The sequence below is a fragment of the Candidatus Methylomirabilota bacterium genome (genome assembly GCA_028870115.1).
Lineage (GTDB): Bacteria > Methylomirabilota > Methylomirabilia > Methylomirabilales > Methylomirabilaceae > Methylomirabilis.
The window spans coordinates 1-25,055 of sequence record JAGWQH010000015.1 but is presented as its reverse complement, the minus strand read 5'-3'; the positions used below and the strand labels follow the sequence as shown (position 1 = coordinate 25,055).

24 protein-coding genes and 1 pseudogene are annotated in these 25,055 nt (G+C 58.7%); 5 read left to right on the top strand and 20 right to left on the bottom strand.

Going from position 1 to position 25,055, the window contains the following annotated elements:
• Positions 1–20 precede the first annotated feature (20 nt).
• The 4 genes from KGL31_00865 to KGL31_00850 form a co-directional block, all read right to left on the bottom strand.
• A complete protein-coding gene (locus tag KGL31_00865; protein MDE2320462.1) occupies positions 21–1,694 on the bottom strand; it encodes an arginine--tRNA ligase in 1,674 nt (557 codons plus the stop codon).
• A gap of 51 nt (positions 1,695–1,745) precedes the next feature.
• Positions 1,746–3,221 (bottom strand): phosphoglucomutase/phosphomannomutase family protein, encoded by a 1,476-nt coding sequence (locus tag KGL31_00860; protein MDE2320461.1) that lies wholly within the window; start codon positions 3,219–3,221, stop codon positions 1,746–1,748.
• A 37-nt stretch (positions 3,222–3,258) separates the two neighbouring features.
• Positions 3,259–3,597 (bottom strand): rhodanese-like domain-containing protein, encoded by a 339-nt coding sequence (locus KGL31_00855; protein MDE2320460.1) that lies wholly within the window; start codon positions 3,595–3,597, stop codon positions 3,259–3,261.
• Between the two features lie 179 nt (positions 3,598–3,776).
• Entirely contained in the window at positions 3,777–4,847 is a 1,071-nt protein-coding gene (locus KGL31_00850; protein MDE2320459.1) for an alpha/beta fold hydrolase, read from the bottom strand.
• A gap of 188 nt (positions 4,848–5,035) precedes the next feature.
• On the opposite strand from KGL31_00850, the gene hpnD reads away from it, so the two are divergent.
• A complete protein-coding gene (gene hpnD / locus KGL31_00845; protein MDE2320458.1) occupies positions 5,036–5,899 on the top strand; it encodes a presqualene diphosphate synthase HpnD in 864 nt (287 codons plus the stop codon).
• A 55-nt stretch (positions 5,900–5,954) separates the two neighbouring features.
• Here hpnD and KGL31_00840 read toward each other — a convergent pair whose 3' ends face one another.
• The 5 genes from KGL31_00840 to KGL31_00820 form a co-directional block, all read right to left on the bottom strand.
• Entirely contained in the window at positions 5,955–6,551 is a 597-nt protein-coding gene (locus KGL31_00840) for a DUF3105 domain-containing protein (GenBank protein MDE2320457.1), read from the bottom strand.
• A 33-nt stretch (positions 6,552–6,584) separates the two neighbouring features.
• The gene (locus tag KGL31_00835; protein ID MDE2320456.1) at positions 6,585–7,481 is read right to left on the bottom strand and encodes a kinase/pyrophosphorylase; all 897 of its coding nucleotides are present in this window, start codon (positions 7,479–7,481) and stop codon (positions 6,585–6,587) included.
• A 22-nt stretch (positions 7,482–7,503) separates the two neighbouring features.
• Positions 7,504–7,965: an N-acetyltransferase gene (locus KGL31_00830; protein ID MDE2320455.1), complete on the bottom strand. Its 462-nt coding sequence runs from the start codon at positions 7,963–7,965 to the stop codon at positions 7,504–7,506.
• Positions 7,962–9,077 (bottom strand): RNA 3'-phosphate cyclase, encoded by a 1,116-nt coding sequence (gene rtcA / locus KGL31_00825; GenBank protein ID MDE2320454.1) that lies wholly within the window; start codon positions 9,075–9,077, stop codon positions 7,962–7,964. The genes KGL31_00830 and rtcA overlap by 4 nt, the downstream gene beginning before the upstream one ends.
• Before the next feature lie 237 nt (positions 9,078–9,314).
• Positions 9,315–9,722 (bottom strand): thioesterase family protein, encoded by a 408-nt coding sequence (locus KGL31_00820; protein ID MDE2320453.1) that lies wholly within the window; start codon positions 9,720–9,722, stop codon positions 9,315–9,317.
• A gap of 276 nt (positions 9,723–9,998) precedes the next feature.
• Here KGL31_00820 and KGL31_00815 point away from each other — a divergent pair, with 276 nt between their 5' ends.
• The 3 genes from KGL31_00815 to KGL31_00805 are packed head-to-tail and all read left to right on the top strand — an operon-like array spanning position 9,999 to position 13,322.
• Complete coding sequence (locus tag KGL31_00815; protein ID MDE2320452.1) at positions 9,999–11,942, top strand: APC family permease; 1,944 nt, start codon at positions 9,999–10,001, stop codon at positions 11,940–11,942.
• A 33-nt stretch (positions 11,943–11,975) separates the two neighbouring features.
• Positions 11,976–12,626, top strand: a complete 651-nt coding sequence (locus tag KGL31_00810; GenBank protein MDE2320451.1) for an NAD-binding protein — start codon at positions 11,976–11,978, stop codon at positions 12,624–12,626.
• A gap of 12 nt (positions 12,627–12,638) precedes the next feature.
• The gene (locus KGL31_00805) at positions 12,639–13,322 is read left to right on the top strand and encodes an NAD-binding protein (GenBank protein ID MDE2320450.1); all 684 of its coding nucleotides are present in this window, start codon (positions 12,639–12,641) and stop codon (positions 13,320–13,322) included.
• An 85-nt stretch (positions 13,323–13,407) separates the two neighbouring features.
• Here the strand turns inward: KGL31_00805 and KGL31_00800 are convergent, their stop codons facing one another.
• The 3 genes from KGL31_00800 to KGL31_00790 are packed head-to-tail and all read right to left on the bottom strand — an operon-like array spanning position 13,408 to position 15,994.
• Positions 13,408–14,184 (bottom strand): alpha/beta hydrolase, encoded by a 777-nt coding sequence (locus KGL31_00800; protein MDE2320449.1) that lies wholly within the window; start codon positions 14,182–14,184, stop codon positions 13,408–13,410.
• Between the two features lie 9 nt (positions 14,185–14,193).
• Positions 14,194–15,234, bottom strand: coding sequence for an NAD(P)-dependent glycerol-3-phosphate dehydrogenase (locus KGL31_00795; protein MDE2320448.1), 1,041 nt, complete (start codon positions 15,232–15,234; stop codon positions 14,194–14,196).
• Positions 15,206–15,994, bottom strand: a complete 789-nt coding sequence (locus KGL31_00790) for a prolipoprotein diacylglyceryl transferase (protein MDE2320447.1) — start codon at positions 15,992–15,994, stop codon at positions 15,206–15,208. Before KGL31_00790 ends, KGL31_00795 begins: the two co-directional genes overlap by 29 nt.
• Positions 15,995–16,284: 290 nt before the next feature.
• Between KGL31_00790 and KGL31_00785 the strand changes: the two genes are divergently transcribed.
• Positions 16,285–17,013 carry an SRPBCC family protein gene (locus KGL31_00785; protein MDE2320446.1) on the top strand — a complete coding sequence of 243 codons (729 nt, stop codon included), beginning with the start codon at positions 16,285–16,287 and terminating at the stop codon, positions 17,011–17,013.
• Positions 17,014–17,025: 12 nt separating this feature from the next.
• Here the strand turns inward: KGL31_00785 and KGL31_00780 are convergent, their stop codons facing one another.
• From KGL31_00780 to KGL31_00745, 8 genes and pseudogenes are all read right to left on the bottom strand, one after another.
• Positions 17,026–18,237, bottom strand: a complete 1,212-nt coding sequence (locus tag KGL31_00780) for a hypothetical protein (protein ID MDE2320445.1) — start codon at positions 18,235–18,237, stop codon at positions 17,026–17,028.
• Positions 18,238–18,291: 54 nt separating this feature from the next.
• The gene (gene hpnR, locus KGL31_00775; protein MDE2320444.1) at positions 18,292–19,821 is read right to left on the bottom strand and encodes a hopanoid C-3 methylase HpnR; all 1,530 of its coding nucleotides are present in this window, start codon (positions 19,819–19,821) and stop codon (positions 18,292–18,294) included.
• Positions 19,822–19,867: 46 nt separating this feature from the next.
• Complete coding sequence (locus KGL31_00770) at positions 19,868–21,121, bottom strand: hypothetical protein (GenBank protein MDE2320443.1); 1,254 nt, start codon at positions 21,119–21,121, stop codon at positions 19,868–19,870.
• A gap of 109 nt (positions 21,122–21,230) precedes the next feature.
• Positions 21,231–21,395, bottom strand: a complete 165-nt coding sequence (locus KGL31_00765; GenBank protein ID MDE2320442.1) for a zinc ribbon domain-containing protein — start codon at positions 21,393–21,395, stop codon at positions 21,231–21,233.
• Positions 21,396–21,603: 208 nt separating this feature from the next.
• Positions 21,604–21,986: pseudogene (locus tag KGL31_00760) on the bottom strand (response regulator).
• Position 21,987: 1 nt separating this feature from the next.
• Positions 21,988–23,574 (bottom strand): HAMP domain-containing protein, encoded by a 1,587-nt coding sequence (locus tag KGL31_00755; GenBank protein ID MDE2320441.1) that lies wholly within the window; start codon positions 23,572–23,574, stop codon positions 21,988–21,990.
• 1 nt (position 23,575) lies between these two features.
• Entirely contained in the window at positions 23,576–24,115 is a 540-nt protein-coding gene (locus KGL31_00750) for a YfiR family protein (GenBank protein MDE2320440.1), read from the bottom strand.
• 33 nt (positions 24,116–24,148) lie between these two features.
• Positions 24,149–25,055, bottom strand: a 907-nt coding sequence (locus KGL31_00745) for a TonB-dependent receptor (GenBank protein ID MDE2320439.1), incomplete at its 5' end; no start/stop codon positions are given.

Sequence of the window (25,055 nt, the reverse complement as noted above, 5' to 3'; positions counted from 1 at the left end):
TACGTGAACTGGAGCGTGCGCTACATCCGCTCGGGGGCGGAGACACCTAGCAAGCCAAGCGTGTTGGCCATGACTACACGAAGGGCGGCGACCAGCGCCAAGCGTGCGCGTGTGAGATTCCTGTCGGCGGAGATGATCCGATGGCGGGTATAGTAGCCATGAAACTGCGCGGCGAGGTCGTGCAGGTAGGTGGTGAGTCTGTGCGGCTCCAGCGCCTGCGCCGCCCCGATTACCAGCTCCGGGTAAAGCGCCAGTTGCTTGATTAACCCGATCTCTTCCTGCAGATCGAGCGGATCGAGGTCGTCCTCTGGGGCGGGAACTGGAAACTGAGCCTTTGCCGCCTCCCGGAGAATGCTGCACAGGCGTGTGTGCGCGTACTGCACGTAGTAGACGGGGTTTTCCTCGGACGCCGATTTGGCAAGCTCCAGGTCGAAGTCCAAATGGCTGTCGCATCGTCTGGTGAGAAAGATGTAGCGCGCGGCGTCCCGGCCCACCTCCTCAACCAGCTCGTCCATCATGACGAACTGCCCGGATCGCTTGGACATCCGGACCTGCTCGCTCCCTCGCATCAAACGGACAAGCTGCACGATGAGTATTCTGAGCGCCTCCGGAGGATGGTCGAGCGCCTGCATGGCGGCCCGCATCCGCGCAACGTAGCCGTGGTGGTCGGGTCCCCAGAGATCGATCACCTGTTCAAACCCTCGATCGAACTTATCCTGGTGATAGGCGATGTCCGGCAGAAAATAGGTGATCTCGCCGTCGCCCTTTACGAGGACCCGGTCTTTATCATCGCCAAAGGCGGTCGAGCGAAACCACACGGCGCCCTCATGCTCATAGAGGAAGCCGCGCTCCCGCAGCGCCTCCACCACCCGCTCCGGCTCGCACCGCTCCCGCAGCGCTCGCTCGCTGAACCATCCGTCAAAGGTGACCCCGTACGCCTCAAGCGAGGCCCGCTGCCACTGAAGGATCCGCTCAACCGCAAAGCGACCCAGTTGGTCTCGGCGCTCCGGCTCCGACGCTGAGAGCGTCTCTGGCCCATGTCGCTCAAGATATTCGCGGGCCAGATCGATCAGATAGTCACCCGGATACGCCTCCTCAGGCATGGGGCAGTCCTCGCCTAGGTGTTGACGGCACCGCACCTCCATCGCCAACGCGAGGTTGCGGAATTGGTTTCCCGCATCGTTCACGTAGAACTCGCAGTACGGCCGATGCCCGATGGCCTCTAAGAGCCGAGCGATGGCGTCACCGATCGCCGCGGCCCTGGCATTAACCACGACGAGCGGGCCGGTCGGATTCGCGCTGACAAACTCTACGAGCACCCGTCGTCCGCCGCCGACATCAGCCCTTCCGTACATCGGTCCAGCTCGGAGGATCTCCTGAACGAGATGACGCCAGAACGGCCGGGCGATAAAGAAGTTCAGATAGCCGGCTCCCGCCACCTCGACGCGATCAACCAGATCAGGAGGAAACGCCGCTGAGGCGGAAATCTGGAGCGCGATCTCGCGAGGCTTCCGCCTCAGCGTCTTCGCCAGGCCGAAGGCCAGCGTAGTCGAGAGATCGCCGAAAGCCGGGTCGGCCGGATATTCCCACGTAAGCGGTGCGGGAGTATCCTGCGCTAACCCGCTTTCTAAGCCAGCCTGCTTGATGGCGGTCAGAAGCGACTCGGTCAGGTTTGCTTTGAGATCACCAATCATAGGACAAGTAAAGTCCCTTATTTTCCAGGTTTAACTTTCGATTATGCCGGATCATACGCTACCCTCCCTCTGAATCCTGTCCGCGTACGTCTTCGCCCAGTCGAGTAGTCGAGAGACCTGACCCTGAGTCTGGGCCTCGGCGTAGAGGCGAAGCACGGGTTCTGTCCCCGACGGTCTGATGAGCAGCCAGCCGCCGTCTGCCCCGACCAGCTTCACGCCATCCAGGGCTTGCACCTCTTTCACCCGCCACCCGTCGATATGGGCCGGCGGGTCCTCTCTGAAGCGCCTTCCGAGCTCGCGCCCATCCTCCTGGCGAGCGAGCTGCAGGTCAAGGCGTCGATAGCAATGAGGTCCCACCTTCGCCTCCAGCTCCCTGAGTAATACCCCAAGTGGTTTCTCTTCTGTCGCCAGACACTCCAGCAGCAACAACGCACTGGCAATCCCATCCCGCTCAGGGATGTGCCCCGAAACCCCAATCCCCCCGCTCTCCTCTCCTCCGATCAAAAACCGCTCCCCTCGCATGACCTCGGCAATATGCTTGAACCCGATCGGGGTAACCGCAAGCCGCAGACCATGACTCGCGGCCAACCGATCGATCATCGTGGTGGTGGAAACGGTCTTGATCACCGTTCCAGTGAGTCCGCGTCTGGCCACCAGATGCTGCAATAACAGCGCAAAGACCTGGTGAGGCGTGACATACGACCCGGTCTCATCGATAGCCCCCAGGCGATCGCCGTCGCCGTCAAAGGCCAGTCCGATCTTTCTTGGCCCATTCAGACCCTTCACTCGTTCAGCAAGCTCTCCGAGGCTCGCACCCAGCGGTTCGGGAGACACCCCTCCAAACCAGGGGTTGATCTCCGAGTGGATCTCCTCCACCTGAAGACCGATCCGTCGAAGCAGTCCTGCCACAATGCCCTGCGTCGCCCCGTACATCGGATCGATGACCACATGGAAACGCGAGCGGCCGATGCGCTCCATATCGATCAGGGTGCGCAGCCGCTCCTGATACAATGGAAAGGGATCGAACAGATCGATCGCGCCCGCGCTGGTCTGATCCATGGCCGGCAAGGCGCCCCCGGTCCATCCGTCAAGATCACCCGAGAGGCGACGGACCTCTGCCTCGATCTGGTCGGTTAAGGTCGCAGTCGCGGCGCCGCCATCGGCTGTACGGACTTTCAGCCCGTTATAATATGGAGGATTGTGACTAGCGGTAACCATCAACCCGCCCCGCGCCTGAAGAATTGGGATAGCGCATGCCAACATCGGGGTGGGAACGTGAGAGGGCGTGAGGTAGGCGTCTACACCAAGGGCACTCAAGACGTCTGCCGTTGTCTGCGCGAACCGCCGGGAGAGAAAGCGGGTATCGTGACCGACGGCGACGAGGAAACGATGGCCTTCGGGATAACTCGTTCGAAGGGTTGCAGCTACGGCGCCGGCTACCAGTCTAACGCCCTCGAAGGTAAAATCTCTGGCGATGACCCCGCGCCACCCGTCTGTCCCGAACCGGATCTGTAGCGGCGTCGGCATCAGTGGACGGAGTCAGATGACCATAAGCGGATCGTGATCATCGCGTAAGGGAATAGCCCTGCTTCAGCCAGGCCTTGGTTCCCCCCTCGAGGTTAAACAGTTGCGTCCTGCCGATAGCCGCGGCAACCTCGCAGGCCACCGCGCTCCGGATCCCTTCGGCGCACACGAAGATGATGCCATCCTGCTGGAGCAACTCCCGCGGACGGTTCATCAGCGTTCCCAAGGGGATAAGTACCGCCTCGGGGATATGCCCCTGGCTCCACTCCGCCGGCTCGCGGACATCAACGACGACCATGCCCCCTTCTTCGATCAGCTTCTTGGCCGTCTCAACGTTGATACGCTCAAATGGATCTCGGATCTCCTCTGTTGATGCCATGACACCCCTCTCAAAACCCGATAGTCTATCGCCCCTTACTCTGCAACACGGAAGACCGCGTTCTCCGGCAATGCACCAATGTACTCATCATAACGCATCGCTCTCCATGACTTCAAGGGCGATCCACTGACAGCGCCGGCTCATCCGCGGCCCCAGCAGGGAAGCGTCCCCTCTCGTATTCACTCCTCCAGAAAGTTCTGTACGCCTCGATAGAGTTGGAGGCGGTTCTTCTCCAGCAGCGCGTAATGGGTCGAATCCCCGATGTCCAGTCGCCGCTTGGATGGCGCCGCCGTGAGCTTCTGGAGGAGCTCATCAGCCGCTTCGTTGGTTATCAGCTCTTCCGCGCTCCCTCGAACAATCATGGTCGGCGCCTTGACCCTCGCCGGGTCAAACAATGATCGTCCCGCGTGGATTTCGTGCCAATCGATGTACGGACCGTTGGGGACCTCGACTGATTCCGGACTGCGTTGTTTGGCTGTAGGATCGGAACTCAAGAACGCGCTGATCCAGGTGTGGACAACCTCTTTGTCTCGCCATTCATCCTGGAGCTCTGGCTTGATCCATCCATCCCACTGATCAAGCAGCTCCTTTCGAGCGAGATAGCGATAGGCTCCCATTTCAAGGTTCGGTCGGTCCGGGTTGCTCGGATCACCGAACGCGCTGACGAAGGTAGAATTCTTCCCGTAAATCGCCCCGAACATGACCAGCTTGTTCACCTTTTCCGGATGCAGCGTCGCATAGAGGGCCGACCAGGATGCGCCAATAGAGTATCCAATAATATTGACCTTATCCACCTTCCGCTTGGAACGAATGTAATCGACGGCGACATCAATATCCCGCATTACCTGATCTGCTCGAACGAGGGGAAGGTTCTGATGCGGAGGTTCTTTCATCTCCGCCGGCCTGGTCGAGCGTCCGAATCCCCTGATATCCAGAGTAAAAGCGTCAAAGCCGCGTTCGGCCACATACTCCAACCAAGAATATCCGGGAACGGCAAGATCAAAAATGACTGAGCCAGGATTCGGAATCCCGTGAATAAATAGAATCACATTCTCTTTCGTGATCTTCGGCAGGTTTGCGAGCCGCTTCTCTCGAACAAACAGTTTAACCCCCTGGTCCCTTCCCTGCACCAAAAATTCCTCCTTCACAATGGCGTTCTCCTGCTCCGCCGCGCCCACGGTAGAGGCGCTCATCGCGACCATAGCGACCACCATCCGGCACATTATGCCAACTCGCGACCAGCGATCCATCCTGCGCTCCTTTCTTCGAGAATCGTGCCGAAGCATCAATGCCTTCTTTATCAAAATCTTACTAGTATAGGGCTATGAGAGGCTGGAGTGTCAACTCCTTTTCACAATGGAACCGGTGGAACGCTATAGCACTGATACCGGTCATCAGCAGTTTGCCTCCGCGACCCGATTTTTCTATAATATGATCTATGAATCAGATGAGTGACCTTCGGACCAACAGCCGCACGATCACCAAGCAGAGTGGGTCGAATTTCTATTACGCATTTCTCTTCCTCCCAAAGCCAAAACGGGAGGCACTCTACGCCGTATACGCCTTCTGCCGGCTGAGCGATGATCTGGTGGACGAGTCACAAACCGAAGCTGATCCCGCAGCGGCGCTGACCCGATGGCGCAAAGCGCTAGATACCCACTTCGAGGATGGTGTTGATTCCCCCGTCATCACTGCCATTGGCCAAGCCGCGCGCCGGTTTCATATCCCGAAGATCTATTTCGAGGAGCTACTCAATGGCATGGAGATGGATCTGACGCGCGCCAGATATACGACATTTGAGGAGCTATACCCGTACTGCTACCGCGTCGCCTCAATTGTGGGCCTCATCTGCATCGAAATCTTCGGCTATACCAATTCGCAGACAAAGACGTACGCCGAACAACTGGGCATCGCGTTTCAACTGACCAACATCCTTCGGGACGTGGGAGTTGATGCGCAACGAGGGCGGATCTATCTTCCCCAGGATGAGTTGAAGCGGTTTGGATATTCTGAAGAAGAGCTGCTGGCAGGGCGTTACAACCACGCCTTCACGGAACTGATGCGGTTTCAATGTGAGCGGGCCCGAGGCTTTTTTCGAGCCGCCTCAGCCGCCTTGCCGGCGGAGGATGAGCGATCGCTGCTGGCCGCAGAGATTATGCGAGCCATTTACTACCGCCTGTTGCTCAGGATCGAAGCGCAGCAATACGATGTCTTCCACGGAAATATTACCATCGGCAAACCCAGGAAGCTTCTGTTGGCCGGCGGCCTCTGGCTACGATCGGCGCTGAACTTGTGGCCGTAACAAGTCTCGAAGGCACTACTGAAACATCTCCGTAGAAAGCGGGGTCACGTCCTGATTAGCCGCCGGCGCCGTGGTGATCAATCCCGATGTGAGCTTTGATGAATGTGACGATGCGCGCCTCATCGAACTCATCGAACTTGTCGATACTACCCCATGCCGTCAACGCAATCTTCCGATCCAGGCCGGCGTATGGCGCGAGGATCACGCGATCGTAGCGCTCCGCAATCGTAGTGAGCTGCTTGACCATGTCAGGGCAATCCTGACAGGAGTAGTTGATCGCCACGCCGCCATCCTCGAGATTGTGAACCTGCATCTCCTTGGGAACCGGCTCGGTATGAATGCCCCACTGAGCCAGTCCAGGCGCATGGGGCCCTGACGTTGGTGGATCGCTGTTATACGGCGGATGCGGGGTGCCGAGAGGAACGTGGGAGCTCGGCAGGATCGGGACCGTGGTCCAGGTGTGCTGTTCCGTCATCTTGCCGTATCCCCAATAGCCGCCAACCAGCAGGACGGCCGCAATGGCAGCATAGAGCCCGATTCGCCCTGCAAGCCCATGACGACGCTTCGTCTCCTGCTCTACAACCCTTTCTTGCCTTGCCTTCTGCTTCGCCTCTTTCTTGGTCTGTGATTTCGCAATCTGCGGCTTTGTCATCGCCCCCCTGATTTCCTCCCTATACAACTGGCCTTAAACGCCCGGCTCCGTCCTTCTCGTGCTCTTCCGACGGGCGCCGGCACCCTTCCGCTCGGTCGGCTGCGGCGCGTCAGGCGTGGCTATGAGCGTCAGTACCTCGCTCGCCGCCTCCTCGATCGATTTACTGGTCATATCGATGACCGGCCAGCCCGCCTTACGAAAGAGTGATCGACTATAAGAAAGCTCAGCGCGCACCTTCTCCAACTCAGCATAGGCTTCAGCCACTGGCGCATGCTTACGCTCGAGTCTGGCTCGTCGCAACTCCACCAACCTGTCCACAGCTACAATTAGCCCGACGATCCGCTCTTGATTGGTCGTCATCAACCGGCTTGGCAGCGGAAGATTGAGAATAACCGGAACGTTCGCCACCCGCCACCCCTTTCCGGCCAGGTAGATGCTCAACGGCGTCTTGGAGGTCCTCGAGATGCCAACCAAGACGATGTTGGCTTGATCAAGTCCAAGCGGATTCTGTCCATCGTCGTGCTTGACGGTATATTCGATGGCCTCGATTCGATGGAGGTACTCCTGCCCCAGTTGTCGGAACAGACCTGGTTGCATAAGTGGTGGAACACCCAGTTGGTCGCTCAGGCGAAGGAGGAGCGGCCCGATCAGATCGATGGTTTCCACTCCCCGCTCCCGGCCCTCCCGTAACACGACCTGGCGAAGCTCTTCCGACACCAGCGTATGCACGATGATCCCGTGGCTTACTTGCGCCGTCTCAATCGCACGTCGCGCCTCCCCAACCGTTCGGATATTAGGAAGACGACGGATCTTCACCTCTGCCCTCTGAAACTGGGCCAGCGCCGCTCGAACAACCATCTCGGCGGTGGCGCCGGTAGCGTCGGAGAGGGCAAAGATCTGATAACGGCCCTCGGCTGATAATCGGTTCATAGCGGCCATCCTGTCATATCCTTTACAGTTCGAGGAGGACCGCCACCTCGTCGCAGTAGTCCCACTTGCTGCACTGCCGGCAATCCTTCCACACCTTCTCCGGCAGTGTGAGCCTGTCAACCACGCGGAATCCGAGACGCTCAAAGAAAACCGGCTTGTACGTCAGGGCAAAGACTCGCCTGATCGGCAGATCTTTCGCGATGGCGATGCAGGCCTCGGTTACTGCCCGGCCGATTCCCTTCCCTTCAAACTCCGGCCAGACGGCCAGTGATCGAATCTCCGCCAGGTCCGGTCCGTAGACAAAGAGGGAGCAGACCCCGGCAATCCGCCCCTCCTGCTCAACGACGTGAAAGTCCCCGATCCGACCGTCAATCTCCTGCAGCGTCAAGGGCAACAGATCGCCCCTGCCCGCATACACATTCACCAGGTGCGCAATAGCCGGTGCATCGCTCGTCTTCGCCTTCCTCACCATATGCTGCCTCACCTGTCTGCATGCGGGGCACAGGCAGGAGCGCGTGCCGTCGCCCCCCATGACGCGGCTTTCAGCCCGACCCCGTCGATGCTGAGGCGGCCCGGTCCGCCAAGCCGGCCTTCAAGCAATACCGTTATCGGCAGAAACTGCTGAATCGTCCACAGGTTCGTAAGCAGATGTTGGCTCACGCGCGCCGTGGTGAGGGCCGAGCGACCGTCGGCCAGCGCCATGAGTACCGCGAGTTGATCTGCCAGATGACCCTCGGTGGCGGTATCGCCTGCAAGAAAGTCGAGTAGGCCGTCGGCTGCTTCATCAGCGACGCGCTCCGCGGGTTTACCGCGCTCGCCAAGCGCACCGAAGCCGGCACGAGCCCGCTCAAATTCGGCCCAGACAAACACGGTATTGCCCGGGCAAGCGGCGTCGAGCCCTACAACCTTGATCTCGATCGTATACCCGGCGTCGATGAGCCGGCATCGGAGTCGATTGGCCTGTCGCTCGGCAATGCCTCTGGGGAGTCCGGCTACGGCTGATATACCCCGAATAGCCAGCAGCGCTCCGCGCTGCGTGAGGTCAATCGAGCTCAGCCACGCCAGCGGCTGCACGGCAGCTCGCACCTGTCCACCTCCCTTGGGATAAAAGCCGCCCCGTTCCAGTTGCCAGTCGGCAGTCAGCCCCATCCCTTCCACTATCGGCAGAAAGACCTCGGAGATGTATGGAGCCGGCGGACTCCATGGAACGTGCGTGCCGCCCGTAAGGCTGAGAATCGATGGTTCGCCTGCAAATGTAAGCGGGGCAAGGATTGCCTGAAACACGAGCGATACCGCGCCGGCTGTCCCGACGTCTAACCGACGTAATCCTCCATTAATTGGTCCAGGGGCAAAATACAGCCGGGAAGAGCCGAGTTCCGCCCCGTGCACTTCGGCGCCCGTAATCTCGGCGAGCGTCTTGACAACAGAGAGGTGCTGCGGTTGCAAGCCGGGCTTCGTTCGGCCCGCCCGAATTTTGATAAGCTCAACAGGTCTGCCAAGGACGGCGGATAGAGCCACGGCCGTCCTGAGAATCTGCCCGCCCCCCTCACCGTACGATCCGTCTATCCTGAGCACACCACTCGCCGCGCCGCTCATCAATGCGGAAGCCCCCTCATCCTGACCTTCTCCCCCTTTTGGGGCAAAGGGGGAGAAAATAGACCTCCTCTCCCCACTGGGGAGAGGACGAAGGTGAGGGGGTGCAGACCCTCATGCTCACGCCAGTACCAAAGGCCGTGAAATAAAGTATCGCAGTTATAGTCCGCATCCGAAACGGTATTATTTGCCCGCTCGCGGAAACTGTCAAGGAAACTCTTGGACGCCGGACCCGCCGCTTCACTCACGCGGCCATCCACCTCCCGCCTTCCTTTCAGTCTTCTCGTGGAAGCGCGCAAGGTCCACGATGACCCGCTCATGCTGACACTCGGCAATCTTCTCCACCTCGTCGAACGCTTCGATCCGGAAAGTAAGACGTCGTCCTCCCATCTGCGTCAGCGTCGCCACCACCTTTACCATGAACCCGATCGGAGTCGGCGCCAGATGCCTCATCTCCATCATACTGCCGACCGTACCCTGGCCATCCTGTAGATACGGCTGCACACCCATCGTCGCCACCTCCTCCATCCACTCGACCACAACCGGCGTGGTGAGCACATGAATCAACGGGTTGCCATGCCGGTCGGCCGCCTCGGCGCCAGTCACCCTCCAGACCCTCTCAAACATCATCCCTTCACGCAGACTCATGGACTCCTCCCATCCCGGACCCTTGCGTCGGTGGTCTTCAGCCGGAATAATGCTTGACAGGCTCAAGGAGAGTGGCTAGATTGAGCCGGCTTTGCTGAACGCCATGCCCTGTATCCCCTATGCTATCACACGAACAGGCCTGTGAGAGCGCAGGTCTTCATCGCGCTCGCCAACTTGACGGAATAAGTTGACCGGGATAGCATCCTTACACGCGTTTTGGCGCTCAGATGACCAACCGACCTCGCTGATCCTGCACATTGTACCGTGAGGCAATCTGTGCCTGCTCTCGAAAAAGAGAACGAAACAACCATCTTACGGCGAACCGCCGAATACCAGCCGCCTCACTCCTGGCGAACCTGGTTGATCGGCCATCCGCTCCGGACCGCCGATGCCCCTCATCAGGCCATTGGCAAGACCATCGGTCTGGCCGTCTTCGCTTCCGACGCGCTCTCCTCCACCGCATACGCCACCGACGAAATTTTATTCGTTCTGGCCGCTGCCGGGGCCGCAGCATTCGTCTATGCCCTTCCGATTTCGCTGGCCATCGTCGCGTTGCTCACTATTGTCACGCTCTCCTACGAGCAAACGATCCACGCCTATCCGGGGGGCGGGGGCGCCTATATCGTGGCCCGCGATAACCTGGGAGAATTCCCCGCCCAAATGGCCGGGGGCGCACTGTTGACCGATTATATCCTGACGGTAGCCGTTTCGGTAGCTTCCGGCGTGGCCCAGATGACGTCCGCGTATCCCTCCCTTTTCCCCTATCGGGTACCATTGGCGGTTGGGTTGGTGCTGTTCATGATGCTGATTAACCTGCGCGGTGTTCGAGAATCCGGCGCGGTGTTTGCCGTACCCACGTACTTTTTTCTCGGGATGCTGTTTCTGACCGTAGGGAGCGGTCTCACTCAGTACCTGATGGGGGGTCTGGGCGCTGTGCAGAACCCTCCGCATCTCGGGAAAGAACCCTTCATGCAGTCGGTCTCCCTGTTTTTGGTTCTCCATGCCTTCTCCAACGGGACCACCGCCCTCACGGGTGTGGAGGCCATCTCTAACGGGGTCCCTGCGTTTAAGGAACCACGCAGTCGCAACGCAGGGATCACGCTCATGTGGATGGCCGCGATCCTGGGCACGCTCTTCCTGGTTATCTCTTTCCTGGCTCTGAAGGTCGGCGCTATTCCATCGGAGGCGGAAACGGTGATTTCTCAACTCGCGCGCACAACCTTTGAGGGCCGGGGCCTGTTATACCTCTGCACCATCGGGGCCACGACCCTCATCCTGGTCATGGCGGCCAATACAGCCTTTGCCGACTTTCCACGTCTGAGCGCCCTCCTCGCGGCAGATGGCTTTTTGCCCCGGCAACTGACTTATCGGGGAAGCCGGCTCGTTTACTCACGCGGTATTGTGGCGCTGGCCCTCATCGCCTCGTTCCTGATCTGGCTGTTTCAGGCCAGCGTGAACGCGTTAATCCCGCTCTATGCCATTGGGGTGTTCCTCTCTTTCACCCTCTCGCAGGCCGGCATGGCCCACAGGTGGTGGAAGGTCGGACATCTTCCACCGGGGCAGGAGGTGCAAGAACGAGGCTCTACTCTCCGCCGCGAGCCCAGATGGGTGCTGAAGATGGCGATCAACGGTTTTGGTGCGGTATGTACGGCGGTGGTGATGTTGGTCTTTGCCATGACAAAGTTTCACGATGGCGCGTGGATCGTGATCCTGCTGGTGCCAATTCTCGTGGCGATGTTCTCTGCCATCCATTACCATTACCGCGACTTGGCTGCACGTCTTTCGTTAGAGCAGTATGGCGCGCCGCCCCGCGTATCCCGCCAGCGAGTCATCCTGGCGATCAGCGGTGTCCACAGAGGTACGCTGGAGGCGCTCCGCTATGCCCGCACGCTGTCTGACGACATTACGGCCGTGCATATCTGCACTGATCCCGTGGAGGCCGAGACGCTGAACAGGAAATGGGAATCGTGGGGCGACGGGGTCCGTCTGGTGGTGCTCGATTCCCCCTATCGGTTGCTCCTGGAGCCTTTGTTAGGGTATATTGAAGAAATTGCCGCGCAGCGTCAGCCGAACGAAATTATCACCATCGTCGTACCGCAGTTTGTCCCCCGCCGCTGGTGGCACAACCTCTTGCATACTCAGGCCGCGATGCTGCTGCGACTGATGTTATTGTTCAAGCCGGGGATCGTAATTACCGACGTGCCCTATCAAATAGAGTAATGGCGAGAGGGTATCGGAGAAACAGCATACGCTATGAACATTATTGTCGTGGGGTGTGGACGGATAGGCGCAGAGTTGGCCTACCGCTTGTTCCAGAAGGGGCATCAGGTGGCCATCATCGATCAGGTGGCCTCCGCCTTAAATAATCTGCCCACAGACTTTCGCGGACGCACCGTGCACGGTGAAGCGCTGGCCACGGATGTGCTGCGCAGAGCGGGCATTGAGCAAGCTGATGGTCTCGCCGCCGTCACCAACTCCGACTCGCTCAATGCGGTGGTGGCGCACGTGGCGCAGACCGTCTATCACGTGGCCCAGGTCGTCGTCCGCAACTACCATCCGCGCTGGCGAATCTTGCACGAGGCCTTCGGCCTCCAAGTAGTCAGCTCGACCAGTTGGGGCGCGGCGCGTATCGAGGAGTTGCTCTACCCCACGGTCGCTCGGAGCGTATTTTCGGCCGGCAATGGTGAAGTCGAAATCTATGAACTGGTCGTGCCTAAGGCGTGGCACGACCGGTCTCTGCACGATCTCCTTCCCGCAGGCGAGTGTCTGGCTGTGGCGCTGACCCGGGCAGGTAAAGCCATGCTCCCTTCCTCCGAAGAACGTCTGGAGGTAGGCGATATCCTACACCTGAGCACCAATCTGGCAGGAATCGAAACGTTGCGTCGCCGGCTGAAGGCGGCGTAAGGGGGGGGTAGCATGTTTGTGTTGATCGCCGGAGGAGGCCGAACCGCAACGCACCTGGCCGCCCTCTTGCTGGCGCGCCAGCATGAGGTCCGAGTGCTCGAGCACCGACGTGACGTGCTGGCGCGCGTTCATCACGAGCTGCCCACGGAGGTGATCTACGAAGGTAATCCCATCGATCCGCAGGTATTGGAGCAGGCGGGCATCCGTCGGGCGAAGGTGTTAGCTGCGTGCACCTCTGTCGATGAAGACAATCTCGCACTCTGTTTCTTTGCACGCACCCGCTACAACGTGCCTCGTACTATCGCGTGGGTTAATAATCCTCGCGCCGCCTGGCTCTTCGACGAAAAGTTTCACGTAGACGTCGCCTTAAACCAGGCGCAGATCTTCAGCAGCCTGATCGAAGAAGAGATGTCGCTCGGCGATATGATGACACTGCTGAAACTGCGGAGAGGCCGCTACTCGCTGGTGGAGGAGAAGATCCCACCGGGAGCCCGCGCCCTGGGCATCGCCATCAAAGATCTGACGCTGCCCTCGAATTCGGTGATCGCCACCATCATCAGGCACGGCCAGATCCTCATCCCGCGGGGGGACACCCGATTTGAAGCCGGAGATGAAGTACTCGCGATTGCAGACCGTGAAGGGGCCGAAGAGCTGGCCGGACTGTTCGGTCGACCGGATGCGCAACCGAAAACGTAACCGCTCAATTGTGTGATCACGCATGACATCCCCTAACTGCCTTCAGTCTTCAGCCTATCTGCCCGAGTAGTTACCAGAAGACGTCTTAACAGCCCAGTCGATCGAGGAAGGCTTCAATGCTTTCACTCACCTCGTCAGGCTTCTCCAGCATAACCATGTGGCCGGCCGCACGGATGGCTGCAAGTTGCGATTGGTTAATCTGCCGGTGCAGATACTCGGCGTATTTCGGTGGCGTCATCAGATCGTCAGTTCCGCAGATCACCAGAGTCGGAAGGGTGATCGCCTTCACCTGCTCCGTAAGGTCAAAGACATCGCACGCCCGAAGGTCTCCCTCAATCACCGATACCGATGTGCGCAGCATCGCTTCGGCATCCCGTTTGAGCAGTTCCGCCGACGCCCCGGGTGCGCGCCCCCATTCGCTCATCAGTTCAACCGTTCCCGTAGCATCGTCCTGAAGACCGGCGAAGATCTTCGGATGGACGCGGAGTTTTGCTCCGGTCCCTACCAGCACAATCGCCGCAAGCAGTCGCGGCTGGGCCAGCGCAATCGATTGGGTAATCGCCCCACCCATCGAGTGGCCTACCATGACGGTCCGGTTGAGACCCAGGGCCGTTATAAATTCTGCAACAACGTCGCGGTAGGCCTCGATCCGATCAGCGCCGCTCCCCTCAGAATCGCCATGCCCAGGAAGGTCCACAGCGATCACCCTTCGCCGCCGCCCTAACGCCCTGAACTGCTGAAGCCACACCTGATGGCTTCCACCCGCCCCGTGGATAAAGAGGATCGGTGGCAGATGACTCGCCGGACTCAGCTCTTGTTCAATGAAATGGATGCGAGCGCGACCAACCTGTACGTACGGCACGTCCAGCCTCTATGCCTCTTCGGATTTCAACGCCCTGCCCAGCAGACTCGTCACCGCTTCCTGCAGCGATCGACGCTCAAAGAGGACCGCATAGGTTTCCCGACAGATGGGCATATCAACAGAGAAGCGGCAGGCAAGATCGACGGCAGCCTTCGAGGCATTGACCCCTTCCTTCACCGTCGGGCTGTGCTGCAGCAGTTCGAATAGCGACGCGCCCCTGCCTAGCGCCAACCCGAGTTGGCGGTTGCGTGAGAGGTCCCCGGTGCATGTCAGCACGAGATCCCCAAGCCCAGCCAGCCCGGCGAATGTCTCGGCGCGCGCGCCCATCGCGACACCCAGCCGGCTCATTTCGTGCAACCCTCGCGTGATGAGAGCGGCCAGCGCATTATGCCCGAGTCCAAGGCCGTCCACTATTCCAGCGGCGATGGCGATTACATTCTTGATCGCCCCCCCCACCTCTACGCCTAACGGATCGCTTCCGGCATAGACGCGAAAGGTTGGGGTACCGAGCAACGCCTGAACCTGTAGTGCTACAGCCGCCTCCGCTGATGCCGCGACCGCCGCCGCAGGCAGTCCCCGGCTCACCTCCTTCGCGAAGGTAGGACCGGACAGTACGGCCGGTGTCCGTGGCGATGGCACAATCTCATGTAACACCTGCGACATCGTCATACAACTACCAGGCTCCAAGCCTTTCGTCGCGATGATGAGAAGTGTCGATTCCCGGATCAACAGGAGCAACTCCGCGCACACGGAACGTAGGATATGAGAGGGCGTAACCAGCAGAAGGGCCGAGCAGCCTCGAGCAACCTCAGCGAGAGAGTTGGTGATCTCAAGCGCCTCGGGCAGCTCAACCCCAGGCAGATAGAGACTGTTCTCGTGCTCCTTCGCCATAGTCACGGCGAGCTCGCGCTCCCACACCCAGAGGGCGACTGAGTATCCCTTCTCGGTTAACAGCTTGGCGAGCGTAGTCCCCCAGGCCCCAGCTCCGACGACGCCGACCCGTTCCATTACCCTGCTCCTCTTAAGGCCGAGACCGCCTGGCAGCGGCATTCAACCAGGCGAGCCCGGCTACTGAGAGCACGATCAAAATCAGGCTCATCACCTGCGCCGCGCGGAGGGGCCCCAGCATCAGGCTGTCGATCCGGAGCCCCTCAACGAAGAATCGGCCCACAGAGTATAGCCCAAGGTAACAGAGCGTCAACGCGCCAGGGATCCGCTGTAGCCGCCGGCGAAGCAGGAAGTAGAGAATCCCGAAGACCAGGAAGTTCCATAGTGATTCGTACAGGAACGTCGGATGAAAATACTCGTAGGCAGCCAGATCGGGCGGCCGGTGAGCAGGCTCGATGTAGAGTTTCCACGGCAGGTCGGTCGGGATCCCGAAGGCCTCCTGATTGAAGAAATTTCCCCACCGACCGATCGCCTGCCCGAGCGGAGCCGAAGGGGCCATGATGTCCAGATAGGTCAGCACAGGCAGCTTCTTGCGGACGGCATAGATGACTGCAGTCAATCCCCCGGCCAGCAAGCCACCGTGGATCGCCAGCCCCCCCTCCCACACCGCCAGGATCTTCAGCGGCCTGGAGCCGTAGTAGCCCCAATTGAACAGGACATAGTAGAGTCGCGCGCCTATTAAGCCCGTCATCACGCCGAACACGATGACGTTGAGAAGCTGCTCAGAATCCTCACCACGGCGGATCGCTTCGCGCTGCGCCAGCCAGGTCCCCAGCAAGACAGCGGTAGCGAAGAGCAGGCCATACCAACGAATGGCAAGTGGGCCGATCTGCAGAACGAATGGACCAGGCGATGCGAACATACGGACCTCTGTAGGGGTTGACGTCAGAGTTCTCGACGAGTTGCGTTCCGGCTCACTCTAGCCAAAAATGGCCTGAAGTCAAGGCAAATAGTGCGCAAAGAGCCGATACAGCAGGGCGATTGCTCCTGCCAGGAGCAAGATGAGCGTCGACGGTCAAAGATGGAACTTCTGTTTTTCCATCGTCAGTCACCTCCCATCATCACTCTATCATATAGCCGACATCAGGATGACGCCAGTTGCAGGTTCCACCGCTACGGAAGCCCAGCATAACACTGTCCGTGATGGACACGATGGACAATCCGAGATATCATTTGCCTGGGACCGCGCGTGAGTACGCCCGTGTCAGGGACGATGCGCCACACCGGAGGCTCGTTCAGATGCTGCACAGGACTACGGTAAAACTCCTCATCTTTGCTGCGTTCGTGCTGCTGCTTCCGGCAGCCGCTTTAGGGGCTGTTGAATCCGCAACGACTGGACTCACGGCAAGCGAATTAATCAGAATGGAAAAGGGCGGAGTAGTCGTCAAGACAGATACCTATCCCACAAGAGACGGCGCGCGCGGTACCAGAATCATTGCCTACTGCGTCATCAACAGGTTGCCGGACGTTGCGTGGGCGGTCATGCTCAATTATCAGAAGTTCGACGAATTTATGCCGCGGCTCGAGAAGGTGGAGGTTCTGGAAAAGACACACAGTACGATGAAGGTCACCGAGACGGTTCGCGTCCCGCTCGGCGTCATCAGCTATACGATCGATCTTGTCTTCAAACCTGACCAGAAAACAGTGAACTGGACGCTGGATAAATCAAGGAAACACGACATCGCGGAGACGTTCGGTGGTTGGGAGTTCCTCCCGTACAACCAGGGTAAGACTATTCTTCGATACACAACCACCCTGGACAGCGGCTTCTTCATCCCCAGGTTCCTGGAAGATTTTATGCTCAGGAACGATTTATCGGATGCGCTGTTGAGCCTGAAGCGACGCACCGAATCCGACGGGATGTGGAAGAAGAAGGACTAAGCCGCAGCGCTGCTATTCAACATAGACAATAAGTTGTACGCCCATAAGGATCACGAAGAGAGCCGGAACCAGCCCCCACCAACGTTGTTTCATGATCCCCAACGTTCCCAGAAGGTACGTCATGCCGGCAAGGATCGCGGTGATTCCCTCGGTCGTGTGAGGCGAATTGCTGCGCCCAAGGTAGTTGAAGTTGCTGATAGGATGCAGATGAAATAAAAGGGTCGTCCCCCCCATGATGGCAAGCCAGGGAAAGATCATTCCCCACACCCAATGGCTGAATGTACCTCGCGCCCGCAGCCATTCTACAGATCCCATTGCGAGGACGATGACGCCGGAGAGCTTGTGTTCGATGGCCTCCCGGTCGCCCATGAGTTCGGTCAGGGTTCTCGGGCCGAACGGCCAATACTCCGGGTCGCTCCGGTACAGAATGAAGAGCGCCACACCCAGCGTCAGCATCGGCCACAGATGGGCGAACCTCGATTCCCGACCTCCCCACAGGGCGGCACCCGTCATCGCCATCCCCATGACGAGCACCAGCCATCCGGAAAAGTGGTGGTTAAAGTTCGAGAAGGCCGTATGCGCTTTCCACGTCTCCCAGCTTCCCGCTTCATCCGGCGGGATCGTGTGATCATCGAACGGCGCCAGAAGCGGGTTCATGCTTGCGAACAACCCGTACGGATTTGGATACCAGATCCAGAGACGGATCACCCACGTGTCCGGATACCAGGCGGTGAACGCGCTCTGTGTTTCAGGATGAACTTGAGGACAACCTTCCCGGGAGGGTGATCGAAACTCCTGCCAGTCCGCATAACGGCAGATCGCCAGACTCCGCTCCCAGTCTATTCCTTGAAACGGGCTCTCGGCGGGACGAGTTCCGGAAGCCGTGTACTGCAAGCCGACCAGTTGCCAGCGCCCCCCCCTTTCAGAGAACAGGAGCGTGGAGGGGTGATGATAATCAAATTGCGTGATAGCTGCCTTCTGAAAGTGGTAGCCCTCTAACGGCACATTCCCCGATATCTGCGTGTACCCATCCGCCTTGGCCTGCTCCAGATTCTGATACTGCTGAGTAGCCGTCCGAATGTCGGCGATCAGCCTCGCGAGGGCGAAGTCCTTTTCCGGTTCCTTTGCGTACCAGTGTCCGTGATTCATATAATAGTCAGAGCCCCAAGCCAGTCCTCCGGCCAGCAGCGTGATGACCGCAAACGCGATAACTTGCCTCTTCACGTCTCCTTCTCCTCTTCAGCCTGTTGGATCACAGCAACATTCCGCGTCGCCCCTTCACCGAGGAAGGCCCTCTCCGTTAGAGTCTCTCTCGGCGTGGACCGCTCGCTGCCCGGCCGCCACTGGAGCGTGGACGAACAGTTTGACCGGCGTTGGCTTTGCGGCCTGTTGGTCCGGCGGCGGGCTCAGGGCGTATTTTACCTCTTTCAAGTGGTCCCCGTACTGCCGATCCGGATTGTACACCTGCGAAAACTTCCAGAGCATTCGAACGAAGTTGGTCTGACCTTGCAGCAGCAGTTTCGATGCGGTGGAAAAGGTCCCGCGCACCGCAGCCCAGCCCAAGTGCTTACGATTCAACACCGCCTGGGTCTTCACCAGCTCTTCATAGAACCGCTTCAGCGGAAGCGTCGTCGGCAGGACGGCATGCTGCACGTCGAAGAGGCGGTAGTCGAGCGAGGTCAGCCGCCTTGACTCGGTCAGCCAGGTCTCTGTTCCCGGATACGGTGTATTGACGGTCAGGTGGACGATCTCGGGTACGCCGGCCGCCCACTCGCGGATAACCCGGAACCGTTCTTCGTCCCAGCCCGAATCGGCAATAATGTTGAGGGCCACTGTGAATCCCATTGTCCGCGCCACCTCCAGGGCCTTGAAGTTGTCGCTGGGCGTCACCCGCTTGCGGATACGCTTCAGGCCTTCCTCGTCAAGGGCCTCCAGACCGAGGAACATATACCGGAGCCCGAGGCGCTTCCAATAGGCGAACACCTCCTGATTGCGGAGCAACACATCACATCGAGTCTCCAGGTAATACTGCTTCCGGATCCCCCGACGTTCGATCTCACGGCCGATCGCCATCCCGTCCTCGGGATGAATGAAAGCCACATCGTCCACAATGAAGGCATTGGGCTCTTGGATCCTCGCCAGGTCCTCCCCCACCACCTCGGGAGAAATCTTGCGGTAGCTCCGACCGTAGAAGGTCCATGCGCTGCAAAACGAGCAGTCCCAGGGGCAGCCGCGGGTAAACTCAATTGAGGCGCAGGGATCCAGAACCCCGATGAAATACTTGTGGCGTCGGCGGGCAAGGTCCCGGGCGGGTAGCGTACTATCCAAATCGTGCAGCATCATCGGTGGGGGGCCTACACCGTAAGGCGTTACCATCCCGGGAAGCGTTTCGATCCCTCCATCCTGGATCGCTTCCAGCAGGGGCGCAGTAATCGGTTCCCCTTCTCCCCGAACAATACAATCCATGGCGCCTTGTCCATGTTCCAGGAGCTCTTGGGGGACAAAGGAAGCGCTGTGGCCCCCGGCAAACACGAAACAGTCGGGGAGCAGACGCTTGGTCTCTTTTGCCAGATCCACCACCTCCGGGACATTGGCGAGAAAGTTCAGCGAAAAGCCTACGGTCTGAGGGCGGAACTCCTGGAGCTCCCGCAGGTAGTCCTCACGATGAAAGACCTGGAGATCAAAGAGCCTGACCTCATGGCCCGCCAGCCTGGCAGCCTGGGCCACCCGCTCCAGCCCCAGCGGCTCCAGCCTGAGGAACAGCTCAGAGTACATCAAGCAGCTTGGGTGTACCAACAAGACCCTCACTACACTCCTCCAATACCTAGCTAACAGCTATCAGCTATTCGCTGCATTAGGACACAATCACGTTCTCCGTGAAGATGGGGAACGACCGCGCCCGTCCCTCGCGAATAGCCTGTTCAATCAGCGCCTTGGCCTCCTTCGCTCTCGCTTTGGGCAGCGTTGCTTCGAAAAACTTGATGTAGAAATCGTCCGGCACGACGACGACGGACGCGCGCAACGTAAGCCCTGTCCGATCGATCGCTCTGACATAGCGGACGATACGGCTTGTACCCGGCGCAATCCTGGTATCAGAGAGTTCTTGCGTCAAGTCAAGCGTAACCTCCCGCCCGATCCGTTCCTCTTGCGCACTCTTCTCCACCGGCTTTCCGTCTGCATCTGCCAACTCAAACCGGACGACGATCTTCGGCGTCACATAAGTTGGGAAGTCATGTCCAACCCCGGTATTGGCCAACGTGATCTCGGCCCGGAGTTGCTCGCCGACCTGATAGTGCGCCCTATCCAACGCCAGGCGGACAGCGACGCCTTGCTTGACCATCTCAGGATCATGGATCCCTCGCCACAGATGCCGTCGCTCCGGCATATGGCAGCTCTGGCAGGCCTTGCCTTCCCGCGCATACGGCCCTTCTTTCCATTCATTGTAGGTATTTTCAAGCAACTTGCCGTTCAGCGCATACCCGTTCAGCTCGAACTGGTGGCACCCCTTGCAGAACTCAGCTCGTTCAAAGGCCGCCGTCCTGATGGCGCCACCGTGGGGAATCTGCGCCGCCGGCGCGGAGTTCTCGGTCGAGCCGTCTCGCTTCGGCGGCCCGAAGCGCTGATGCCCTCGCACATGGCACCCGGCACAGGTCAGGCCTTTTTGCTGTAGCGCGGCTGAAAAGGCGCGGTTAGCTTTGAATTTCATCACGGTGCCGGCCCGATTCTCTATTGCATTCGGTAGCAAGGTCGAAAAGGTGCGGTGCCTCCTGAAAAGAGAGGCGCGGCCACCTTTGTCCACGACCTTCTCCTGCTGCTCGGTGAGAGGGACATGGCAACTGTAGCACAGAAGCGCCACTTTGGGATCGTCATGGATCAACTCCATTGTCTGCCCTCTCACCCCTGGCCCCATGCTTTTGCTGTGGAGGCTGCCGATCCAGTCCTCGTACTGCGCTCGATGGCAGACGGCGCACCCTTCCGGATCAAGTGACGCCTCAATCGATGAGAAATGGGCAGGCGGCTCGCCTTGAGGCGGGATGGGTACCTGCCAATGGCGCATGAGAAACTCGTTCTGGGTGTGGTCATCGGCAGCCGACGTCGGATCACTCATGGCCCGTACTCCAGACGAGAGTCCCAGGCCTACGCTCATCACTGCAATGTACAGGAGCAACCGTTTCATCATTCAATGTCTATAATCTTCCGTCGAATCACGTACCACCTCAGCTCTTACGCGAGGTCTTGGCAAAAAAGGTCGAGAAGATGGGCGCCGGTTTGCCTGCGCCACATTTCGGACATTTCAACCGCTTGGTCTCTCGCTCCTTGATGCTCATAGTCAGTGAGAATTTCTTGCCGCACTTCTCACACTTGAAATCATAGCTAGGCATCAGTCTTCCCCTCCCTTCGTACGGTTATCGTTGGAAAGATCCTACCGGAGACCAGACTGCGCGACCCGGCGAAACAGTCGCTGATTGGTTACGATATATTTTCAGTCCTTCAACAAGCGGAGTGTCACGATAAACATCGATATTATAGGGCGAGCAGCGTGAAGAAATCAATGTGGAAAGAGTCAGCGATAACCCGGTCCAACTCTGATCAGCTCACGACTTGCGACAGAAGTCTGGCGACGGCCCGCAAAAAGAGTGGTATATCAAGAGGTTTGGTAAGGAAGTCTGCGCAGCCGGCCTCCAGAGCCCGCGCGCGGTCTTCAGGTCGACTGAAGGCGCTGGTGACGAGCACACAGGAATCGCGCGCGTCTCGATGTCGGTCTTAAGCTGTTGAGTGAGCGTGAAGCCATCAATGTACGGAAGCTGTACGTCCATGATGATGAGGGCCGGCCGCTCGACCTTGACCCGCTCTAAAAGCCCCTGGCCATCCTCCGCCTCAAGCACGATGTATCCCATCGCTTCCAGAGTAGTGACGATCAACTCCCGGTTCATCGGGTGATCCTCTACCACGAGAATCTTTCCTTGTGCCATCTTACGTATCCCTTTCTGACAACCCTTGAGGGGAGAGCGGTAACCGGACCGTAAAGGTACTCCCTCGGCCCTCTCCCTTTGATGACGCCCAGATCGATCCTCCATGCAACTCGACAAGTTGCTTCGTGAGTGCAAGACCCAGGCCCGTACCCTGAAACTGCTTAGTAATGGCAGACTCGAGCTGGGTGAAGATCTGGAAGAGCTTGGCGAGATCCTCCGACTTGATCCCGATTCCGGTATCAGAGACAGCGATTTCGACACAGTCGCCAGAGTACAGAGTACAGGATACAGGGTACAGGGGCTCCACGTCCTGGTTTCCCGCCTCCCGGTGCCCGGCGCCTGAAATAATCTGCGCGGTCACACTGATCCGCCCGCCCGCCGGGGTGAACTTGACGGCATTCGCAAGAAGGTTATAGAGAACCTGCCTAAAGCGGGTGGGGTCTGCCATGATGATCGGTTTGTCGTCATCCATCGAGAGTTCAAGTGTCTGTTGTTTCTGCTCGGCCTGCAGGCGAATAGCGTAGATGGCCTCCTTGATGGCGTCCCCGAGAGGGAAGGACTGAAGTTGAAGGACAACCTTCCCTGCCTCGACTTTAGAGAGGTCAAGGAGATCATTAATCAGGGTAAGGAGGTGCTCCCCACTTGTGGCAATGTTCCTCGTGAACCGTGTCTGCTTCTCATCCAAGGAACTAACGGCAGGGTCCTGCAGTAGCCAGGCAAAGCCGAGAATAGAGTTCAACGGTGTTCGGAGTTCGTGAGACATATTGGACAGGAATAACGACTTATGACGGGAGGCCTCCTCGGCTCGCTGTTTGGCCTCTTGCAGTTGCCGTGTGCGGTGCTCGACCGTAGCCTCGAGTTGGTCACGCGCTTCTTGAAGCGCTATATCCCGTCGCTGGACCTGTGTCAACATCTCGTTGAACCCATCGATCAGTTGGCCCAATTCATCCTGGCTGGACCCAGCGACCCGAACCGAGTAGTCTTGCATTTCTGAAACAATTGCTGCCGTACGCGCAAGATTCAAAACCGGCTGAGAAATCACGCCCTCGAGTTTTGAAGCCAGGAACAGCGCCACCAGTGAAGAAGCCAATAACACACCAAGAACGATCACTGCGCTTACCCGCAGGCGGGCATACACCTCTTGCGTGTCTGCCTGGATGTAGAGTGTCCCGATCTTCTCCTGGTCGAGGATAATCGGGTGAAAGATGATCAGACGCCTTCCCTCTAACCTACTTCCATCCGCCAAGGGCACGATCGGAATCGCGTCCCTCTGTAGATGTCGGCGTCGGTACACGGCAAAAACATTTCTCTCTTTCGTGTAGATGGCCGCTAACGTGATCCGAGAGTCCTTCCGCAATGCGGAAAGCGTCTCTTCCGCGGCCTTCGGATCGTTGAATGTGAGAGCGGCTGCGCTGTTCGCTCCGATGACGTCAGCCAAACTCATCAGCTCGCGGGTCGTGACAGAACGGTATGTCACCAACTCGTAAACGATGAGGGCGGCGCCGGTCAGCAACAGTGCGACACTGGTGGTCAGCATCGTGATGCGCCTCAGCTTTTTCTGGATAGGGACATCCCGAAAAAAGCGCATGCTAGCGTCCCCCCGGCACGATTCGCGCCAGCCTGAGCAGATGCGAGCTGATCTGCAGCTTCGCCCTCTCGGCGGCCTCTACGTTGATCTCAAACTGGATCTTGCCCTCAACCATAATCAAATTGATCATCCCGCCGCGCCGGGCAAATCCATCGATGTCGCTGACCGTCAGTGTGCTTGTCTCCTTGAGCTGGTTCAGAATCTCCGCCAAGTGGCTCTCCATGACAGAGCTGATATACAAGATATGGCAGAATTCCAGGTCCTCCAGTCCCTTAAACCGTTTTACTACGACTCGACGGCCCTTTGCCTCCTTGCCCTCAATAGACTGAAGTGCACTCGCCATGGGGCCGCCATCGATCACTCCAATGCAGATCGTGTATTGGCTAGTGCGGAAAGCCTGCGCCGGCCACTCAACGAATTTGGAGAACTGATACAGGAAAGCCGCCTTAACCTGGTATTCGAGAGGCAACGACTGGGCATGCGCCTTATTGAGGCGTACCCCATCCGCACCGCTTGCCATCAGTAGAAGACAGAGCAGCATAATGCGAGTAAGAATATACCACCTGACCAAAGATCAGAACCGCCACGAGGCCTGCACGTAGACACTACGCTGGACCTCAGTAGGCTTGACAGGAATACCGAAGATGCTACCCCACTCCGGATGTCGGTTGTCCAGAAGGTTCTGGCCGACCAGGCTCAGATCGAACGCCTCGGTTGGACGCCACCCCAGGCGGAGATCGAGCCGCAGGTAGCTCGGGACAGAGGGGACGAGTTCAGGCAGTCGATCGACAAAGAAGGCCGATGCATCAAACTGAAGGTGCCAGGGAAGATCCAGGAGGGAGCGCACCTGGACTTGATGACGCGGCGAACGTCCCTCATCGGCCGTCGGTTCGACACTGGTCGCATCGGGGTGGAGTTTAACCATGAGATAGGAGTAGTTGATGTGCACTCGCCAGAAGCTCACAAGGTGCCAGGTACTGGCGATCTCCGCGCCATATGTGTTGCCGGACATCCGATTGTCGAATAAAAAGGGCTGCACGATGTGAGGCGGACCCGCGTCCGCCATAAGCGTAGGAGCGCTGGGTTCGGACGTCCTCAGGTTGTCATAGATGGTGTAGAAGCCGGCCAGATCGAGCGTCAGCCACTCGACCGGCTGTACCCGGTAACCCAGTTCGAAGGCGAGCGACTCCTCAGAGGTAAAGTCGGAGTTGCCCGCCGTCTGGACGAGCGTAGGAAGTCCGCCGGGGCCAGGAAACGCGGCCACGTTGGTCTGGACATCTCGCTCGAATCTGGCCGGTGTCCTGACCACTCGCGAGATCGCCGCCCACACCCGATTCCAGTCGTTGGGGGAGTACAGCAATCGCGCGTTCGGCTGGAACTCGAAACCGGAGAACGAGTTGTGCTCGAATTTGGACCCGAGGGTAAGCGTGAGCCGATCCTGGATCAGCGCGATCTGGTCCTGGATAAATCCGCTTACCAGG

Coding starts and splice junctions, on each gene's coding strand:
- KGL31_00835 (MDE2320456.1), bottom strand. CDS start 7,481: ATGAACCGATTATCAGCCGAGGGCCGTTATCAGATCTTTGCCCTCTCC.
- KGL31_00785 (MDE2320446.1), top strand. CDS start 16,285: ATGGACAATCCGAGATATCATTTGCCTGGGACCGCGCGTGAGTACGCC.
- KGL31_00795 (MDE2320448.1), bottom strand. CDS start 15,234: ATGCCGCTGCCAGGCGGTCTCGGCCTTAAGAGGAGCAGGGTAATGGAA.
- KGL31_00855 (MDE2320460.1), bottom strand. CDS start 3,597: ATGGCATCAACAGAGGAGATCCGAGATCCATTTGAGCGTATCAACGTT.
- KGL31_00860 (MDE2320461.1), bottom strand. CDS start 3,221: ATGCCGACGCCGCTACAGATCCGGTTCGGGACAGACGGGTGGCGCGGG.
- KGL31_00765 (MDE2320442.1), bottom strand. CDS start 21,395: ATGCCTAGCTATGATTTCAAGTGTGAGAAGTGCGGCAAGAAATTCTCA.
- KGL31_00810 (MDE2320451.1), top strand. CDS start 11,976: ATGAACATTATTGTCGTGGGGTGTGGACGGATAGGCGCAGAGTTGGCC.
- KGL31_00770 (MDE2320443.1), bottom strand. CDS start 21,121: ATGAGTGATCCGACGTCGGCTGCCGATGACCACACCCAGAACGAGTTT.
- KGL31_00750 (MDE2320440.1), bottom strand. CDS start 24,115: ATGCTGCTCTGTCTTCTACTGATGGCAAGCGGTGCGGATGGGGTACGC.
- KGL31_00755 (MDE2320441.1), bottom strand. CDS start 23,574: ATGCGCTTTTTTCGGGATGTCCCTATCCAGAAAAAGCTGAGGCGCATC.
- KGL31_00865 (MDE2320462.1), bottom strand. CDS start 1,694: ATGATTGGTGATCTCAAAGCAAACCTGACCGAGTCGCTTCTGACCGCC.
- KGL31_00840 (MDE2320457.1), bottom strand. CDS start 6,551: ATGACAAAGCCGCAGATTGCGAAATCACAGACCAAGAAAGAGGCGAAG.
- KGL31_00820 (MDE2320453.1), bottom strand. CDS start 9,722: ATGAGTCTGCGTGAAGGGATGATGTTTGAGAGGGTCTGGAGGGTGACT.
- KGL31_00805 (MDE2320450.1), top strand. CDS start 12,639: ATGTTTGTGTTGATCGCCGGAGGAGGCCGAACCGCAACGCACCTGGCC.
- hpnD (MDE2320458.1), top strand. CDS start 5,036: ATGAATCAGATGAGTGACCTTCGGACCAACAGCCGCACGATCACCAAG.
- KGL31_00850 (MDE2320459.1), bottom strand. CDS start 4,847: ATGGATCGCTGGTCGCGAGTTGGCATAATGTGCCGGATGGTGGTCGCT.
- rtcA (MDE2320454.1), bottom strand. CDS start 9,077: ATGAGCGGCGCGGCGAGTGGTGTGCTCAGGATAGACGGATCGTACGGT.
- KGL31_00790 (MDE2320447.1), bottom strand. CDS start 15,994: ATGTTCGCATCGCCTGGTCCATTCGTTCTGCAGATCGGCCCACTTGCC.